Origin of the sequence: Streptomyces sp. NPDC051582 (assembly GCF_040681715.1) — a bacterium.
Lineage (GTDB): Bacteria > Actinomycetota > Actinomycetes > Streptomycetales > Streptomycetaceae > Streptomyces.
The window spans coordinates 1-16,022 of the sequence record NZ_JBFAZJ010000030.1; the positions used below are offsets into that span (position 1 = coordinate 1).

At 74.1% G+C, this 16,022-nt stretch carries 12 protein-coding genes and 1 pseudogene; 8 read left to right on the top strand and 5 right to left on the bottom strand.

Features of this window, described 5'->3' with window-relative positions; all coding sequences use genetic code 11:
- Nucleotides 1–31 precede the first annotated feature (31 nt).
- From AB0M92_RS30750 to AB0M92_RS30760, 3 genes are all read right to left on the bottom strand, one after another.
- Nucleotides 32–1,678, bottom strand: a complete 1,647-nt coding sequence (locus AB0M92_RS30750) for a carboxylesterase family protein (protein WP_366105582.1) — start codon at nt 1,676–1,678, stop codon at nt 32–34.
- Nucleotides 1,675–2,637 (bottom strand): 5'/3'-nucleotidase SurE, encoded by a 963-nt coding sequence (surE, locus tag AB0M92_RS30755; protein WP_366105583.1) that lies wholly within the window; start codon nt 2,635–2,637, stop codon nt 1,675–1,677. Before surE ends, AB0M92_RS30750 begins: the two co-directional genes overlap by 4 nt.
- 194 nt (nt 2,638–2,831) lie before the next feature.
- Nucleotides 2,832–4,079, bottom strand: coding sequence for an MFS transporter (locus AB0M92_RS30760; RefSeq protein ID WP_366105584.1), 1,248 nt, complete (start codon nt 4,077–4,079; stop codon nt 2,832–2,834).
- A 668-nt stretch (nt 4,080–4,747) separates the two neighbouring features.
- Here AB0M92_RS30760 and AB0M92_RS30765 point away from each other — a divergent pair.
- From AB0M92_RS30765 to AB0M92_RS30780, 4 genes are all read left to right on the top strand, one after another.
- A complete protein-coding gene (locus AB0M92_RS30765; protein WP_366105585.1) occupies nt 4,748–5,479 on the top strand; it encodes a phosphatase PAP2 family protein in 732 nt (243 codons plus the stop codon).
- A gap of 125 nt (nt 5,480–5,604) precedes the next feature.
- Nucleotides 5,605–7,140 (top strand): carboxylesterase family protein, encoded by a 1,536-nt coding sequence (locus AB0M92_RS30770; RefSeq protein WP_366105586.1) that lies wholly within the window; start codon nt 5,605–5,607, stop codon nt 7,138–7,140.
- A 60-nt stretch (nt 7,141–7,200) separates the two neighbouring features.
- On the top strand, nt 7,201–8,232 hold the full coding sequence (locus AB0M92_RS30775) for a LacI family DNA-binding transcriptional regulator (protein ID WP_366105587.1): 1,032 nt from the start codon (nt 7,201–7,203) through the stop codon (nt 8,230–8,232).
- 126 nt (nt 8,233–8,358) lie between these two features.
- Nucleotides 8,359–8,844: a hypothetical protein gene (locus AB0M92_RS30780; RefSeq protein ID WP_366105588.1), complete on the top strand. Its 486-nt coding sequence runs from the start codon at nt 8,359–8,361 to the stop codon at nt 8,842–8,844.
- On the opposite strand, the gene AB0M92_RS30785 is transcribed toward AB0M92_RS30780, so the two are convergent.
- Nucleotides 8,841–9,545 carry a phosphatase PAP2 family protein gene (locus AB0M92_RS30785; RefSeq protein ID WP_366105589.1) on the bottom strand — a complete coding sequence of 235 codons (705 nt, stop codon included), beginning with the start codon at nt 9,543–9,545 and terminating at the stop codon, nt 8,841–8,843. The genes AB0M92_RS30780 and AB0M92_RS30785 overlap by 4 nt on opposite strands.
- A 79-nt stretch (nt 9,546–9,624) precedes the next feature.
- Nucleotides 9,625–10,587, bottom strand: coding sequence for an alpha/beta hydrolase (locus AB0M92_RS30790; protein ID WP_366105590.1), 963 nt, complete (start codon nt 10,585–10,587; stop codon nt 9,625–9,627).
- A gap of 244 nt (nt 10,588–10,831) precedes the next feature.
- Here AB0M92_RS30790 and AB0M92_RS30795 point away from each other — a divergent pair, with 244 nt between their 5' ends.
- The 4 genes and pseudogenes from AB0M92_RS30795 to AB0M92_RS30810 all read left to right on the top strand — a co-directional run bounded on the left by AB0M92_RS30795 (nt 10,832) and on the right by AB0M92_RS30810 (nt 16,022).
- Complete coding sequence (locus tag AB0M92_RS30795) at nt 10,832–11,359, top strand: ATP-binding protein (protein WP_366105591.1); 528 nt, start codon at nt 10,832–10,834, stop codon at nt 11,357–11,359.
- Between the two features lie 105 nt (nt 11,360–11,464).
- Nucleotides 11,465–13,075, top strand: a pseudogene (locus AB0M92_RS30800) (AMP-binding protein); the annotation flags it as partial.
- On the top strand, nt 13,067–13,666 hold the full coding sequence (locus AB0M92_RS30805; protein WP_366105666.1) for an acyl-CoA thioesterase: 600 nt from the start codon (nt 13,067–13,069) through the stop codon (nt 13,664–13,666). The pseudogene AB0M92_RS30800 and the gene AB0M92_RS30805, both read left to right, overlap by 9 nt.
- A 52-nt stretch (nt 13,667–13,718) precedes the next feature.
- Complete coding sequence (locus AB0M92_RS30810; RefSeq protein WP_366105592.1) at nt 13,719–16,022, top strand: FAD-dependent monooxygenase; 2,304 nt, start codon at nt 13,719–13,721, stop codon at nt 16,020–16,022.

Genomic DNA, 16,022 nt, shown 5'->3' on the forward strand with positions numbered 1-16,022 from the left:
CGCCGGCGGCCGCGGCCCCGCCCCCGGCCGGTCAGATCGGCCGGGGCGGCTGGGTACGCCAGAACGCGCACTGGTGGTCCGACCCGAACGAGGTGCCCGTCCGCGTCGCGGTGGGGTTCAGGGTGAGGACCGTGGCCGCGGACCCCGGCCCGGTCCCGGCGCCCGACCCGGTGGGCGGCCACGCAGTCTGCCCCGGCACCACGGGCGCCCCGTGGCGCGCGAACGCACCCCAGTAGCGCTTCATCCGCGTCGCGAGGTCCACCTGATCGACCGTCAGCGGACGGTCGCCCATGGTGAAGTCGTGCAGGTACGCCAGCTCCGCGCTGTGCGCGTTCGACTCGTCCAGGCCGGGCACCTGCGCCCCGCGCAGCGTCGGCGAGTCCGGGTCGTCGAACTCGTAGACGTACGTGGGAACCTGGGCGGCGAGCAACTGCGCCGTCCACGCCGTCTGGCACGCGAACGTCGAGTCCGTCATCACCGCCGACAGCGCCAGGTAGGCGGACCCGCCGTAGGCCGACACCGGATAGCGCGCCAGCACCTCGGGCCCGGCGGCCCCGTACCCCGCCAGGACCTGTGCCGTGTACTGCTCCTGCGTCAGGTACGGCTGCGTGATCGCGACGAACAGGCGCGCCTCGGAGCGGGTGCTCCCGATCATCACCGGCACCTTGTTCCAGTGCCCGCTCCCGATCGCCGTCGCCGGATCGACCGGAAGCAGCCCGTCACCGGACGCCGGGCCCGAAGTGGGCGCCGTACGGGCCGCCTCGACCAGCGCCGTCCCGGAAGCGGACCGCAGGCATGCGGCCAGCGCCGCCGCGTCGGTACAGCCCGCGCCCGCGGCGAAGGTCCGCGCCTCGGACTCGGCCCGCGCGCCGTCCGGCGTACGGAGCAGGGTGCAGGGCCCGCTCTGCAGTACGGCCCGGTGGAACAGCCCGGCCGCCGAAGGCGCGGCCAGCAGCGCGCAGACCGAACCGCTGCCCGCCGACTGCCCCGAGACCGTGACGTTCCCCGGGTTCCCGCCGAACGCGGCGATGTTCTGCCGGGTCCAGTGCAGCGCCGCCATCTGGTCCATCAGCCCGAAGGAGCCGGAGCGCTGCGCGTTCTGCCCGGCTATCTCGGGCAGTGCGAGGTAACCGAGCTGGCCCAGGCGGTAGTTGATGCTGACGACGATGCTGCCGGTGAGATCCGCCATGGTGCGGCCGCCGAACTGCGTCCCCGTGCCCTGGCTGTACGCACCCCCGTGCAGCCATACGATCACCGGCAGCCGGGCTCCGGCCCGGGCCGTGGCCGGCCGGTACACGTCGAGGTACAGGCAGTCCTCGCTGACGGCCGCCGGATCGCTCAGCCCGAAGGGCGAGAACTGCAGGCAGGCGGGGGCCTGCCGGACGGCCTCGCGGACCCCGCTCCAGCGGCGCGGCTCCTGCGGCGGGCGCAGCCGGGCGCCTGCGACCGGGGGAGCGGCGTAGGGGACGCCGAGGAACTCCTGGGCCCCGTCGTGATCCTGCCCGCGCAACACGCCCTGCGCGACGGCGACCTGGGGGCGCGGGGACCCGCCGGACCGTGCCTTCGCGGCCGCCGCGGCGGGCAGCGCCGAGGAGAGCAGGGCCGAGGTGAGCAGGGCCGCCACCGCGCACGCCGCGGTGAGCCGCGACCGTACCCCGCCCGGACGCGCCCGGTTCACGGGCGGAGTCCGGCGATCAGGGCTGCCGTGACGGCGAAGTCGGCCGGTCCGGTGTTCCAGTCGGCGTTCATCGGGCTGATGGCGATCTTGTTCGCGTTCACCGCCTCCACGTCCCCGCCCTTGGCGGCGGGCTGCGGGCGGAACTCCACGTCCACCTTCCAGGTGCCGTCCCCGGAGTCGGTGAAGTCCGGCTGGAGGGGGGCCTGCGGGTCCTGGAAGGTCGCGGCCACGCCCGCGGCGGCGCCCTTGCCGTCGGTGCCGACGACGGGGTGGTTCACGTTCAGGCCGACGCCCTTGGGCAACAGCGGTCCGGACCGCGCCCGGGCGCGGAGCCGGTCGATCAGCTTGACCGCGAAGTCCATGGTGGGGCCCATCGCGTTGACCGTGGCGGTGGGGTCGGGGACGGCCAGGCCGCCGGTGCTCAGCGCGATGGCCGGGACGCCGCTCTCCAGGGCGGCGACGGCGCCGCCGACCGTACCGGAGTGGGTGGCGAGACCGGCGACGTTCGGGCCGAAGTTGGTGCCCGAGACCACCAGGTCGGGGGCGCGGCCGTGGAACACCTCGGAGAGGCCGAACAGCACGGAGTCGCCGGGGGTGCCGTCCACGGCCCACACCTTCGGCTCGGGGTGCTTCACCGCGATGGTGGGGGCGCTCATCATCTTCGTGCCGGTGCCGCTCTGGTTGGTGAGCGGGGCGACGATGGTGACGTCGTGGCCGGCGGCGGTCAGGCGCTCGAACGCCTTGCGGATGCCGGGCGCGTCGTAACCGTCGTCGTTCGTGAGCAGGATGCGCAGCGGGGCCGCGGGAGTTGCCGTCGTCCGTGTGGGGGCGGGTGCGGGTGCGGGTGCGGGTGCGGGCACCGGCGCGGCCAGCGGCGAGGCGACCGCGGGGGCCGTACCCGCGAGGGCCGCCGTGCACAGGATGAGCACGGCCGGCGGCAGGACTCGCTTGCGTCTCACAGAGGGCTCCTTGGAAGGGGAGGGAAGGAGGCGGACGTGTGCTGAGGTGCGGTGAGGTGCGGTGAGCTGCGGTGAGGGTGTGGGGTGGGGACCGGCGGGCGCACGACCCTCGGCATGCGCCCGCCGGAGCTCGGGAGCCGGACCGCCGCTCGACGCGGGAAGCGGGGCGGTCCGGGCGGCGGATCGCCAGGTGGTCAGCGCACGCTGCGGATCGGGAGGATGGCGAGTGCGCCGATCAGGGAGAGGGCGCCGCCGACGAGGAAGAGCGGGGTGTACCCGCCGAGGGCGGTCACGACGGCCGAGGCCACGAAGGGCGCGATGATCTGCGGTCCGGCGTTGGCGATGTTGAGGACGCCCATGTCGCGGGCGGCGTCCTCGGCCCGGGGCAGGACGAGCGTGACGAGCGCGGTGTCGACGGCCATGAAGCAGCCGAACGCGAGCCCGTTGAGTGCGCTGAACACGAGCATGCCGGTCCAGGTGGGGCTGATCACCGGGACCACCATGACGAGCCCGGCGAGGGCGGCGGAGACGCCGACGAACACCTTGCGCCGGTCCCACCGGTCGGACAGCATCCCGCCGACCACGGTCGAGAGGGCCATCGCGATCATCGACACCGGGGTCAGCACCGCCATCGCGGCGGGCGGGGTCAGCCCGTCGGGCAGGCTGATGTGGTCGTCCAGGATGTACAGCTGGTAGCCGACGACGGAGAAGTAGCCCAGCACCATCAGGGCCCGGCCGATGAACGCCCACCGGAAGTCGTGGTTCGCCAACGCCGACAGGAAAGCAGCGAGTTGGGCCCGCTTCGAGACGGCGGCCGGGGCGGGACCGGTGCGCGGGACGTCCCGGCACAAAGTGGTGAGCAGCAGTGCGGAGACGGCGACGATCCCGCCGAAGACCAGGTACCCGGTGGTCAGGTGCTCGGCGGTCGCGGAGGCGATCAGCACCCCGACCGTGCCGCCGATCGGCAGGCCCAGTCCGACCAGCGCGGACGCGGTGCCGCGCCGGGCGACGGGCACCCGGTCGGGGACGATCGCGGTGACCGCGGCCTGGTAGACGTTCATGGTCGCCTGGACGAGGCACCAGCCGATGCCGACGAGCAGCGCGGTGGTCGCGTACCCGACGAAGGCGAGTGCGGCGAGCGAGGCGAAGGCGCCGCCCAGGATCCAGGGGTTGCGGCGGCCGCTGCGGTCGGAGAGGGCGCCGGCGATCGGGTTGAAGGCGGTCGCGAAGACCGCGCTGATCCCGCCGATCACCCCGAGTACGGCGACCTTGTTCGAGGGGTCGATCTCCGCGACCTGGGTCGGCAGCAGGATCGATCCGACGCCCATGTAGACCGCCAGCAGGGCGGAGTTGGCGACCAGCAGCAGGGGCAGGAGCGCGCGCTGGCGGGGAGGTTCCGGATCCGCCTGGGCGGGCGGGTCGATGAGTTCGTTCTGGGCCATGACGACTCCTCGGGGGACGGAGCGAGAAGGGGTGCGGAGGTGCGGCGCGGGGGGAGGGGGCGCGACCTGCGGCTTCGACGGGTGTGGCGGCGCACGGGGGTGGCCCGGCAGGCGATGACGATTCACGTGATGTTGTTACACGTGTCACCTTCGGCGCTTGGACACTGTGTAGCACCCAATTCCGAGCCCCGCCAGAGGTTGGGGGCGGACGGTAAGTGGATCGTGATCGAGCGGTGGCCCGCTCTGCAATGACGTGTAACCACCAATTCAAGGCCACTGAGCTGGGTGAACGTGTCCGGAAGCTGTCTTGTGCTTGTGGCGGCGGTCAGTCATCCGCAATACTCCGTGCCGCGCCGCGACGACTGCCTCCGTCGCTCACCGAAGGGCCCGCGGCCGGCCTCCTGTCCGGCCCCGGCCCGCGGCGCCCGGCCCGCGGCGCCCGGCCCGCGGTGCCCTCGCCCGTGAGGCCGTCCCGCGGCCGCGTCTGCCCCACGCCGGTCTGTGCCTGCCAGCTCCCGCCCGCACCCGCCTGCGTCTGCCCGCCTGCTCCCACCCCGCACCCGCACCCGCACCCGCCTGCGTCTGCCTGCTCCCATCCGCCCCCACCTGCACCTGCCTGCTCCCCGCGTGTCCCCACCGCTCCGGGAGGTCACCGTGAAAGGCCCGTCATGTCACGTCCCCCGTACGGCCCCCCGTCCGCGCACCACGCGTCCCGCTCCCTGATCCCCGCTCCCCGGCACCACCTTCCGGCGGCTCCGCCCCGCCACGCCGTCGCAGTCGGAGCCGTCCTCCTCCTCGGGTCGCTGCTGGTCGGCCTTCTGGTCACCGTCGCCGAACGCCCGTTCTTCCAGGGGCTCGACGACCGCTGGGCCGCGTCCCTGCACGGCTCGCGCGCCGCCGCCTTCACCGGCTTCGCCGCCGTGCTGGACCGGCTCGGCGGCCCGCTCGGCATGATCCTGCCGCTCGTTCTGATCGGCTGCCTCTGCGTCTACGGGCGCTGGCGGTCGGCGCTGTTCGCCCTCGCCTCCGGCGTCGTGACGAACGTCCTCGTGGTGCTCCCGCTCAAGGGGCTCGTCGACCGGCCTCGTCCGCCGCACCCGTGGGTCCTGGTCACCGACGGCTCGTTCCCCTCGGGCCAGGTGTTCAGCGCCGTGACCCTGGTGTTCGCGGCCGGCGTCCTGGTGTTCCCGCCGCGCGCGCGTCGCTGGTGGTGGCTCTTCGCGGCGCTGTACGTCGCCGTCATGATGTTCAGCCGGACCTGGCTGCACGCCCAGTGGCTCAGCGACACCGTCGCCGGGGCGCTGGCCGGCGCCGGCAGCTGCATGCTGCTGTGGAGGGCGTTCGAACCGCTGCTGAGGATCGAGGCCGAGCGGATGGCCGCCGACAGCCTGTGGCGGTGAAGCCGCGGAAGCCCATTCATATCGAGAATCATTGACGGTCGTCCAAGATTCGACATATTCTCGTGACCGGGGCCGGTGTGCGCCACCGCACCCGCCGGCCCCCGGAACGACGAAGGAAGGGCCCCATGGCACACCCCGAGCACCGCACCCCGCCCCTCGTGGTCGACCTCCCCGCAGGGCGACTGCGCGGGGCGGCCGAAGACGGGCTCTCCGTCTTCCGGGCCGTCCCGTACGCCGCACCCCCGGTCGGCGACCTGCGCTGGCGGCCCGCCCGGCCGCACCCGGGCTGGAGCGGTACGCGCGACGCCGGATCCGACGGCCCCAGCGCCCCGCAGATGTACCGGGAGGGCGGCGACCCGGTCCTCGGGGGCCACGGATCACCCCCCTTCGACGAGGACTGCCTCACCCTCAACGTCTGGACCCCCGCGGTCGACGACGCCCGCCGCCCGGTGCTCGTGTGGATCCACGGCGGCGGCTTCGTCTCCGGATCGGGATCGCTGCCCGGCTACGGCGGCGCGAGCTTCGCGCGCGACGGAGACCTGGTCTTCGTCGGCATCAACTACCGCATCGGGCCCCTCGGTTACTTCTCCCCGGACGAGGACGACGAGGCTGCCAACCCCTGGCTCTCCGACCAGCTCGCCGCCCTGTGCTGGGTGCGGGAGAACATCGCCTCCTTCGGCGGCGACCCCGGCAACATCACCGTCGCCGGCCAGTCCGGCGGCGCCGTCTCCACCGCCGCCCTCGCCGGGCACCCCCGGGCCGAGGGGATGATCCGCCGGGTGATCCTGCAGAGCCCGCCCTTCGGGCTGGACCTCCCCGACCCCGACACCTACCGGGAGCGCACCGCGGTCTTCCGGGAGCTGGCCGGCGCCAAGACCGCGCAGGAGCTGCGAGCCCTGCCCTGGCCGGCGCTGATCGGCGCGACGGGCGGCCTGTTCGCCCGCACGGGGCGCTGGGGCCACTGGCCGACGCCGTTCCTGCCCGTCGTCGACGGGGCCACCCTCGCGCGCCATCCGGTCGAGGCGCTGCTGCACGGGGCCGCGGCCGGCATCGACGTCATGATCGGCTGGACCCGCGAGGAGGCCAACTTCGGCTTCGCCCTCGACGAGGGGTACGCCGCCGCCACCCGGGAGCGGGTGACCGAGCGGATCGCGGAGAGCTTCGGGGCCGAAGCCGCGCCCGGGGTCTACGCCGCGTACGAGGCGGCCCGCCCCGGCTCCCGCCCGGCCGACGTCCTCATGGACCTGATCACGGACGAGCTCTTCCGTGTCCCGTCCGTCGGGCTGGCCGAGGCCCGCGCCGGCTCGGAGCACCCCGTCTGGGCCTTCCAGTTCGACCTTCAGGCGGCCGCGCACGAGGGTCGGCTCGGCGCCGCGCACTGCCTCGAACTCCCCTTCGTCTTCGACAACTTCGAGCAGTGGTCGCAGGCGCCGTTCCTCGCCGGGCTCAACCCGGCCGTACGCGACGGCCTCGCCCGCACCATGCACCGGGCGTGGATCGCCTTCGCCCGCACCGGCGACCCGAACCACCCCGGCATGCCGCAGTGGCCCCCGTACGACGCGCGGACGCGGACCACGATGCGCTTCGACGCGGCCGTCACCGCCCTCGACGACCTCGCCGGAGCCTCGCGCCGCCTGCACGGAGCCCGCGGGGCCGAATGATCTAACTCGTGTAACCTGGGGAGAAAGCGGTGACGGTCTACCCGAGGAGCACCGAGGACCATGCCCAGGGAGCCCAAGACCAAGGTGGCGAGCAGTCCCGCGCCACCCGTGTCGATCACCAGCGCGGACGTCGCCCGGCTGGCGGGGGTGTCACGCGCCACCGTGTCGTTCGTACTGAACGACACCCCCGGCCACCGGGTCAGCGAGAGCACGCGCACGCGGGTGCTCGACGCGGCCCGGCAGCTCGGCTACGTACCGCACGCCGCGGCCCGGTCCCTGCGCGCGGGGCGCAGCAACCTCGTCCTGATGCCCGCTTCGATCTCCGCGATCGGCCGGCTCGTCAGCGACTGGGTCGACGACCTGCACAGCGAACTCGACCGGCGCGGCTACACGACCGTCCTGCACGCGGGCCGCTTCGCCGATCCCCTCGACGCCGCCCGTGCCTGGGCGGAGCTGCGCCCGGCGGCCGTCGTCGCCCTCGACGGCGACCGTTTCACCGCCCAGGCCGCCGAACTGCTCAGCCGCGCCGGAGTGCGCGGCCTCCTCGCGTTCGCCGCCCGCCCGGTGCCGGGCGTCCACACCATCGGATTCGACCACGCGGACATCGGCGCCGCCGCCGCCGAGCACCTCATCTCCCGGGGCCGGAAGCGGATCGGCGTGGTCCTGCCCCAGGAGCGCGGCCTCGGCACCCTCGCCCTTCCGCGCCTGGCCGGGGCGGAGTCGGTCGCGGCCCGGCACATGGCGACGGTGGCGCCGGTGGAGCTCGCGTACACCAGACAGTCCGCGACGGCCCTCGCCCGGCGCTGGCCGGGCCTGGGCCTGGACGCCGTCTTCGCGTACAACGACGAGTACGCGGCGCTGCTGCTGCACGCACTCCGGGCCGAGGGCATCGCGGTACCGGACGAGGTCGCGATCGTCGGCTCCGACGACCTGGTCCTCTCCGCCCTCCAGGAGCCGCCCCTCACCACGGTCCGCCTGGACCTGCCCTCCCCGGAGCGGGTCGCCGACGCCCTGCACGAGCTGATCGAGACGGGGGCGACGCCGCCGGTCCCCGCCATGGAGGCCCGCCTCGTCCACCGCGCCACCTCCTGACGGACGGGTGCGCCGGCGCGGGCGGCGTAGCGGCGGCCGCGTAGCGTAAGCCGTTCCGGGTGGCCGGGGCCGGAGCGGGGCGTGTGGCGCCGGCCGGGCCCGGACCCGCTGCCACCCTCGTGGTCCATGGATGTCAGCGCCTTCTACGCCCTCTTCTCGGCCACCTGCTTCACCCTGGTCGGCCTGTGGTGGAACGTCGTCCAGAGCCATGCGGCCTGGACGGGCGACCCCTCCCTGCGGCGCGTCGTCGGCGGGATCTACCTCTCCTTCCTGCTGCCCGCCCTGATGGGCCTCTTCGCGCAGATCGGCGGTGCCGAGCAGCCGCAGATCTGGCGGGCGGCCTTCGTCGCCCTCTCCGCGGTCGGTTGTGCGTGCACCCTGCGGCTGCCGGCCCGCTCCCGCGGCGACCGCTTCGTCACCCGGCAGCAGGCCGGCGCCGCACTGCTCTACGTCCTGATCGCCGTCGTCGGCGCCCGTCCCGAACTCGCCGGTCACGTCGGCCTGCGACCCATCCAGGCCGAAGCCCTGCTGCTGATCGGACTGATCGTCCTGGGGCACGCCCTGGTCTGGCGGTTCATGGCCGGAGAGGGCCGCGCCGAGAACGTCACCTAGGCGGGGTGCGCCCGGCCGTCGTGCTCCCGGGCGAGCGCGGGGGAGAAGGCCCACCACGCCAGCAGTGCGGTCCCGGCGCCGGCCGCCGCGCCCGCCAGGGTGTCGCTGAGCCAGTGGGCGTGCAGCCAGGTGCGGCTCCACATCATGGCCAGCGTGAACACCGCGCCCCCGGCCCACCAGCCCCGCCGCCGCGCGGCCGGGACCAGCAGGACGCCGACCAGGACGACGAGCAGGGCCGCCCCCGCCGCGTGGCCCGAGGGGAACGAGCCGTGGTCGACGCGGACCATCGGGTCGGCCGGGCGCGGGCGGTCCACCAGGTGCTTGAGCCCCTGCACCACCGCCATGCTGCCCACCAGGTAGACCCCGAGCAGGAAGCCCGCCGAGACCCACCGTCTTCGGACGAGCAGGAAGGCCAGCACCGCGAGCGGTACGACGACGCCCAGCGGGCCGCCGAACCAGTCGAGGACGGCGGCGACGGCCGCGGGGACCCCTTCGTGCGGGCCGCCCATCCAGTCCAGCCACCGCTCGTCCGCGGCCTGGAACGGCGGGTTCACGACGTCCGCGCGGACGGTGAGGGCCAGCGCTGCGGCCGCACCGAGCAGCAGCACGGCAAGGAGCAGGATGCCGGGGCGACGGCTTCGGTCCGCCGCCCCCGGCAGGGCCGCGGCGGAGGCGGCCGGGGCGAGTGTGTGCCGGGACATGAATGCCTTTCGACGTACACGTGGGGGCGCGGCCGCGCCGCGCCCCCACGGTGGGACATCAGTGGAATCGGGGTGGAGCTCAGGCCCCCGCGCCCAGGTGGCGGGTCAGGAAGGCCACGCTCTCCGCGACGATGGCGGGGATGTCGGGGGAGCCGAGGAAGATGTGGTCGGCGTCCGCCACCGGCTTCAGCGTCACCTCGCCGCCGGCGCCCGTCAGCGCCTCGGCCAGGGTCTCGCTCTGGCTGTACGGGACGAGACCGTCCGCCGTTCCGTGGATCAGCAGGAAGGGCGGCGGGTTCGAGCCGGGGACGGCGTACGTGACCGGGCTCGCGACCCGGGCCGGCTCGGCCTGCTCGGCCGCGGGAACGCCCAGCAGGGCGTCGTACGGGTTGGGGAACTCGGCGCCGGTCGGCATCGGGAGCGGGTGCGCGGCCAGGGCGGGCAGGTCGTGGACCCCGTACCAGTCGACGACGGCCAGGACATCGGTGTCACCGGAGCCGACCCCGTGGGAGCCCTCCAGCGCCGCCAGGGTCTCGGAGTCCGTGCCACCGGGGCGGACGAGGCCGGCCAGCGCGGCCAGGTGGCCGCCCGCCGACTCTCCCCAGACACCGATCCGGTCCGGGTCGATGCCGAGCGCGGGGGCGAACCGCCGGACGTAGCGGATCGCGGCCTTGACGTCGTGCAGCTGGGCCGGGAAGGGGGCTTCGAGGCTGTGCCGGTAGTCGATGGAGACGAGCGCGAGCCCGGCCCCGAGCACAGCGCCGTGCAGCAGGGCGGCGGGCACGGTCGGCGGCGGGTAGCGGCGGTCGCCGTCCAGCCAGCCGCCGCCGTGGATCCAGACGACCGCCGGGAACGGGCCCTCGCCCGCCGGGAGCTGTACGTCGAGCAGGCGCGGGCGGTAGCCGGGGGTGGTCGCGTACGTGATCCCGTCGAAGCGGCGTACGCCGTCCGCGCCGGTCACGGGCGGCACGGGCTGCTGGTACGGCGGGGGCGGCCAGGTCATGTCGGCGATGTCGAACTCGGCCGGGGGGGATTGCGTCATCGAGCTCTTCCCAATTCGGTGTGCGGCCTCGGCGGCCGGCGGGTCCGGTGCGGGTGGCTCAGGCTTCGTAACGGTTTGTCCGAAATGCTTGCGCAGGCACCGGGGGAGGCTTAGCGTGTTACACGTGTAATCACAACTGTAGCGACGCGTTTCCGCTGACCACAAGCCCAAGGGGCATCTGAGTTCCCAGGCAGTTACACGAGACACTCGCAGCGGGCGTCGCCTTCCCCTCCGGGAGCACGTCATGCTCACCACCGCCGCCCTCCCCGCCGGAACGGATGCCGCCACCACCGCCCCCGCGGGCTCCCCGGCCGTCGGCGCCCGTGTCGGCTCCCCGGCCGCCGGAGCCCCGGCTTCGCCCCGCGCCCGCGGCTTCGCCCACTGGGTGGCGGAGCCCGCCCCGGCCGCCGTCCCGATCCTGCGGGCCCGTGTCCGGGCCGTGCTGGAGGGCTGGCCGGTCTCCGCCGAGGTGGCGGACGTCCTGCTGCTGGCCGTGAGCGAGCTCGCGGGCAACGCGGCCCAGCACGCCGCCGCCGGCGGCCGGATGCGGGTCGGGCTGGCCTTCGACGGGGGGTGGCTGCGGCTGGAGGTCGCCGATCAGGGGATCCGCCCGCCCCGGCTGCCGGATCCCGCCGAGGAGGTGGACCCGGACGCCGAGAGCGGCCGCGGGCTGCTGATCGTCCAGCTCCTGGCGGCCGAGGCGGGTGGCGAACTCTCCGTCGTGGCAAGCGAATCCGGCACCACCGTGCGGGTGTTCCTGCCGGCTCGGTGACGGCCCGGCGTTCATCAAAAATATCGAGCAATGTTGACGGACGCAAAATTATCGAGATAACTTCCATGCGTCTCCCCCGCTGCTCCCTGATTGAGGTGCCGCCCCATGGAGCTCTCCCCTTCCGCGCACGCCGACTCCTTCTGCAGAGACCGGCTGCCGGCCTTCCCCCTCTGGCCCGAACTCCACTTCGACCTCCCCGAACTGGACTACCCGGACCGCCTCAACTGCGCCGCACGCCTGCTCGACGATGCCGTCGAGCGCTGGGGCCCCGACCGCCCGTGCCTGCTCACCCCGACCGAGCGCTGGACGTACGGCGAGCTCCAGCGGCGCGCCAACCAGGTCGCCCAGGTGCTCACCGAGGACTTCGCCCTCGTACCGGGCAACCGCGTCCTGCTGCGCGCGCCCAACAACCCCTGGCTCGTGGCCGCCTGGTTCGGCGTCCTCAAAGCGGGCGGGGTCGCCGTCACGACGATGCCGCTGCTGCGCGCCGCCGAACTCGTCGAGCTCTGCGAGATCAGCCGCCCCGCCGTCGCCCTCTGCGACCACCGCTACGTGGACGAGCTCGCCACGGCCGCGGCGCAGGGCGACGCCGAGCTGCCCGTCCTCGCGTACGGCGGCCCCGGCGACATGGATCTGACCGCGCGCTGTGCGGCCAAGAGCGGGGTGTTCGCCACCGTCCCCACCGCCGCGGACGACGTGGCGCTCATCGCCTTCACCTCCGGTACGACCGGACGGCCCAAGGCGACCCTGCACTTCCACCGCGACGTCCTCGCCAACGCCGATACGTTCTCCCGGCACGTGCTGAGGCCCCGCGCCGACGACGTCTTCACGGGAACGCCGCCGCTCGCCTTCACCTTCGGCCTCGGCGGGCTCGTGGTCTTCCCCCTGCACGTCGGGGCCGCGACCCTGCTCATCGAGCAGGCGACCCCGGAGCAGCTGGCCGACCTGGTCGCCGCGCACCGGGTGACCGTCCTGTTCACGGCCCCGACCGCCTATCGCGCGATCATGGCCGCCGGTGCGGTGGGCCGACTGGGCGGGCTGCGCCGGTGCGTGTCCGCCGGAGAGGCGCTGCCCGCCTCCGTGTGGGAGGAGTTCCACGCCGCCACCGGGCTGCGCATCATCGACGGCATCGGCGCCACCGAGATGCTGCACGTCTTCATCTCCGCGGCCGACGAGGAGATCCGGCCCGGTGCCACGGGCCGGCCCGTGCCCGGATTCCGCGCCGCCGTGGTCGACGAGCACGGCCGCCCCGTCCCCGACGGGCAGCCCGGCCTGCTGGCGGTCACCGGTCCCACCGGCTGCCGCTACCTCGCCGATCCGCGCCAGAGCGCGTACGTCAGGAACGGCTGGAACATCACCGGCGACACCTACGTCCGTGACGCGGACGGCTACTTCTGGTACGTCGCCCGCAGCGACGACATGATCGTCTCCTCCGGATACAACATCGCGGGCCCGGAGGTCGAGAAGGCCCTCGCCGCCCATCCGTACGTCGAGGAGTGCGGGGTCGTCGGCGCGCCGGACGAGCGGCGCGGCATGCTGGTCAAGGCGTACGTCGTGCTCGGCGCCGGGGTCCCGGCGGACGAGGCGACGGCCCGGGAGCTCCAGGCCCACGTCAAGGGGGCCATCGCCCCCTACAAGTACCCGCGTGCCGTGGAGTTCGTCGCCCGACTCCCGCGCACCGGCAACGGGAAGCTCCAGCGCGGCGAGCTGCGCGAGTGGGCGCGTGCCTCCGCCGCGGTGCCGGCCCAGCCGCCGCGGCGGCCCTCCGGCGCGCCCGCGCAAGCGCCCACGGAAGCGCCCGCGGAAGCGCCGGCCGGGACCGACCACGGCTGCGCCGCCGGCTGCCCCGAGTCCCTCGTCCCGCGCCTCCCCTGCGTGGTCATCGAGCGCCGCGTCGAATGGCCCGACACCGACGCCGCCGGGCACTACCACCACTCCACCGTCGTGCGCTGGGTGGAAGCGGCCGAAGCCGTACTGCTGCGCCGCCTCGGTCTCGCGCACCTCTTCGGCAGCACCCCGCGCGTGCACTTCGAAGCCGACTACCGGGCCCGGCTCTGGTTCGGCGAGGCCGTGCGGATCGAGCTGAGCGTCGCCAAGGTCGGCTCCAGCTCCCTGACGTACGTGTTCACCGTCACCGGCGAGGAGAACGTGGAGGCCGCCACCGGGCGGATGGTCATCGCCCACTCCGCGGCCCGTGCGGCCGGGACCACGCCCTGGCCCGCCGACGTACGCGAGGTGCTGACGAAATCGGGTCCGCAGGCGCCCGAGCTCCGCACCCTTGCCGCCAAGGATGTCGAGCATTGTTGACGGTCGTCAAATCTACGCCATATATTGTTCCGGAACCACGAGGAGGTACGCCGTGCGCGTAGCAGTCATCGGAGGAGGGCCCGGCGGGCTGTACTTCGCAGCCCTGGCCAAGCAGCTCTCCCCCCACTGGGACGTCACCGTCTGGGAGCGGGGCGCTCCCGACGACACGTTCGGCTTCGGGGTCGTCTTCTCCGACGAGACCCTCGACGGCATCGCGCAGGCCGATCCCGAGATCTACGCGGCCATGTCGGCGGAGTTCGCCCGCTGGAGCGACATCGACGTCATCCACCGGAGCCGGACCCTGACCTCCGGGGGCCACGGCTTCGCCGCCCTCGGCCGCCGGCAGCTGCTGCGGATCCTCCAGGAGCGGTGCGCCGCACTCGCGGTGGACGTCCGCTACCGCACGCAGTCCCCGCCCCCCGCCGAACTGGCCGCCTCGTACGACCTCGTCGTCGCCTGCGACGGCGTACGGTCCGCCACTCGCGCCGCCTACGCGGACGTCTTCGGGACCGACCTGGACGAGCGCTCCGGCCGCTACATGTGGCTGGGCACGGACAAGGTGTTCGAGGCCTTCACCTTCCTCGTCGAGGAGCGGGACTTCGGCACCCTCCAGGTGCACGCCTACCCCTACGACTCCACCCGCTCCACCTTCATCGTGGAGATGGACGAAGCCGCCTGGCGGGGCGCCGGCTTCGCGGAGTTCGCCGACCGCGACCACCCGCCGGGCACCAGCGACCTCGACAGCATCGGCCGCTGCGAGGAACTGCTCGCCGCCCACCTGGACGGGCACCGGCTCCTCCCCAACAACTCCAAGTGGCTGCGCTTCACCACCGTGCGCAACCGCACCTGGCGGCACGAGAACGTGGTCCTGCTCGGCGACGCCGCCCACACCGCCCACTTCTCCATCGGCTCCGGCACCAAGCTGGCCATGGAGGACGCCCTGGCCCTGGCCGCCTGCCTGCACGAGCACCCGGACGTGCCGGGCGCGCTCGCGGCCTACGAGGCCGAGCGCCGGCCGGTGGTGGAATCCACCCAGCGAGCCGCCCAGGCCAGCCTCGAATGGTTCGAGAACATCGGCCGCTACGTGGACCAGGAGCCGCCGCAGTTCGCCTTCAACCTGCTGACCCGCAGCCGCCGCGTCACGTACGACAACCTGCGCGTGCGCGACGAGGAGTTCACGGCCGCCGTCAACTCCTCCGCCCCCGTGCCGCCGATGTTCCGTCCCTTCCCCCTCGGCGGGCTGCTCCTGCGCAACCGGGTGGTGGTGCCGCCCACCGCCCTCGGCACGGCCCGCGAAGGCGTTCCGGGCGATTTCGACCTCGTGCACCTCAGCACCCAGGCCCTCGGAGGCTCCGGCCTGGTCCTCGCCGGGATGACCGCCGTCAGCGCCGAAGGCCGGGCCACCCCCGGCTGCCCCGGCCTGTACACCGACGGGCAGGAAGCCGCCTGGCGGCGGATCACCGACTTCGTCCACGGCCAGTCCGACACCTGCCTCGGCATCCAGCTCACCCACGCCGGCCGCCGCGCGGCCGTCGGCGACGCCCCGCCGATCGCCGCGTCCGCCGTGGCCTGGGACGAGCGCAGCCCCCTGCCGCGCGAGGCCACCACAGCCGATATGGACCTCGTCGTACGGGACTTCGTGCGCGCGGCCCGGCGCGCCGACCGGGCCGGCTTCGAAGTACTGGAACTCCAATACGGGCACGGGCAGTTGCTCTCCGGGTTCCTCTCGCCGCTGACCAACCTGCGCACCGACGAGTACGGCGGCGACCTCGCCGGGCGGCTGCGCCTCCCGCTCGAAGTGCTGCGCGCCGTACGGGAGGTGTGGCCCGCCGGGAAGGCGCTGCTCGTCCGGATCTCCGCGGCCGACTGGGCCGAGGGAGGACTGAGCGAGGCCGACGCCGTGGCGATCGCCCGGGCCCTCGCCGACGCGGGGGCCGACGGGATCGACGTCTCCACCGGCGAGGTCGTCGCCCACGAGCGGCCCCGCTACGGGCGCAGCTACCAGACCCCGTACGCCGACCTGATCCGCAACGCCACCGGGCTGCCCACCATCGCCGTCGGCGCGATCTCCACGTACGACGACGTGAACTCGATCATCCTGGCCGGCCGGGCCGACCTGTGCGGGGTGGGCCGCGCCCAGCTCCACGACCCCCTGTGGACCCTGCACGCCGCGGCCGCCCAGGGCTACCGCGGGCCCGCCGCGCCCTGGGCGCCCGGCTGGCAGGCGGGGAGCGGCAAACCCCCCGCCGCCCGCACCGACCGGGTGCCGCCGCGCCTGGAGCTGCTGCGGCAGCCCGTCGCGCCGGTGCACCAGCGCTGGCTTCCGCGCCTGGCCGCCGCCGCAGCGGCCAACTGA

Coding starts and splice junctions, on each gene's coding strand:
- AB0M92_RS30760 (WP_366105584.1), bottom strand. CDS start 4,079: ATGGCCCAGAACGAACTCATCGACCCGCCCGCCCAGGCGGATCCGGAA.
- AB0M92_RS30765 (WP_366105585.1), top strand. CDS start 4,748: ATGTCACGTCCCCCGTACGGCCCCCCGTCCGCGCACCACGCGTCCCGC.
- AB0M92_RS30770 (WP_366105586.1), top strand. CDS start 5,605: ATGGCACACCCCGAGCACCGCACCCCGCCCCTCGTGGTCGACCTCCCC.
- AB0M92_RS30775 (WP_366105587.1), top strand. CDS start 7,201: ATGCCCAGGGAGCCCAAGACCAAGGTGGCGAGCAGTCCCGCGCCACCC.
- AB0M92_RS30780 (WP_366105588.1), top strand. CDS start 8,359: ATGGATGTCAGCGCCTTCTACGCCCTCTTCTCGGCCACCTGCTTCACC.
- AB0M92_RS30785 (WP_366105589.1), bottom strand. CDS start 9,545: ATGTCCCGGCACACACTCGCCCCGGCCGCCTCCGCCGCGGCCCTGCCG.
- AB0M92_RS30790 (WP_366105590.1), bottom strand. CDS start 10,587: ATGACGCAATCCCCCCCGGCCGAGTTCGACATCGCCGACATGACCTGG.
- AB0M92_RS30795 (WP_366105591.1), top strand. CDS start 10,832: ATGCTCACCACCGCCGCCCTCCCCGCCGGAACGGATGCCGCCACCACC.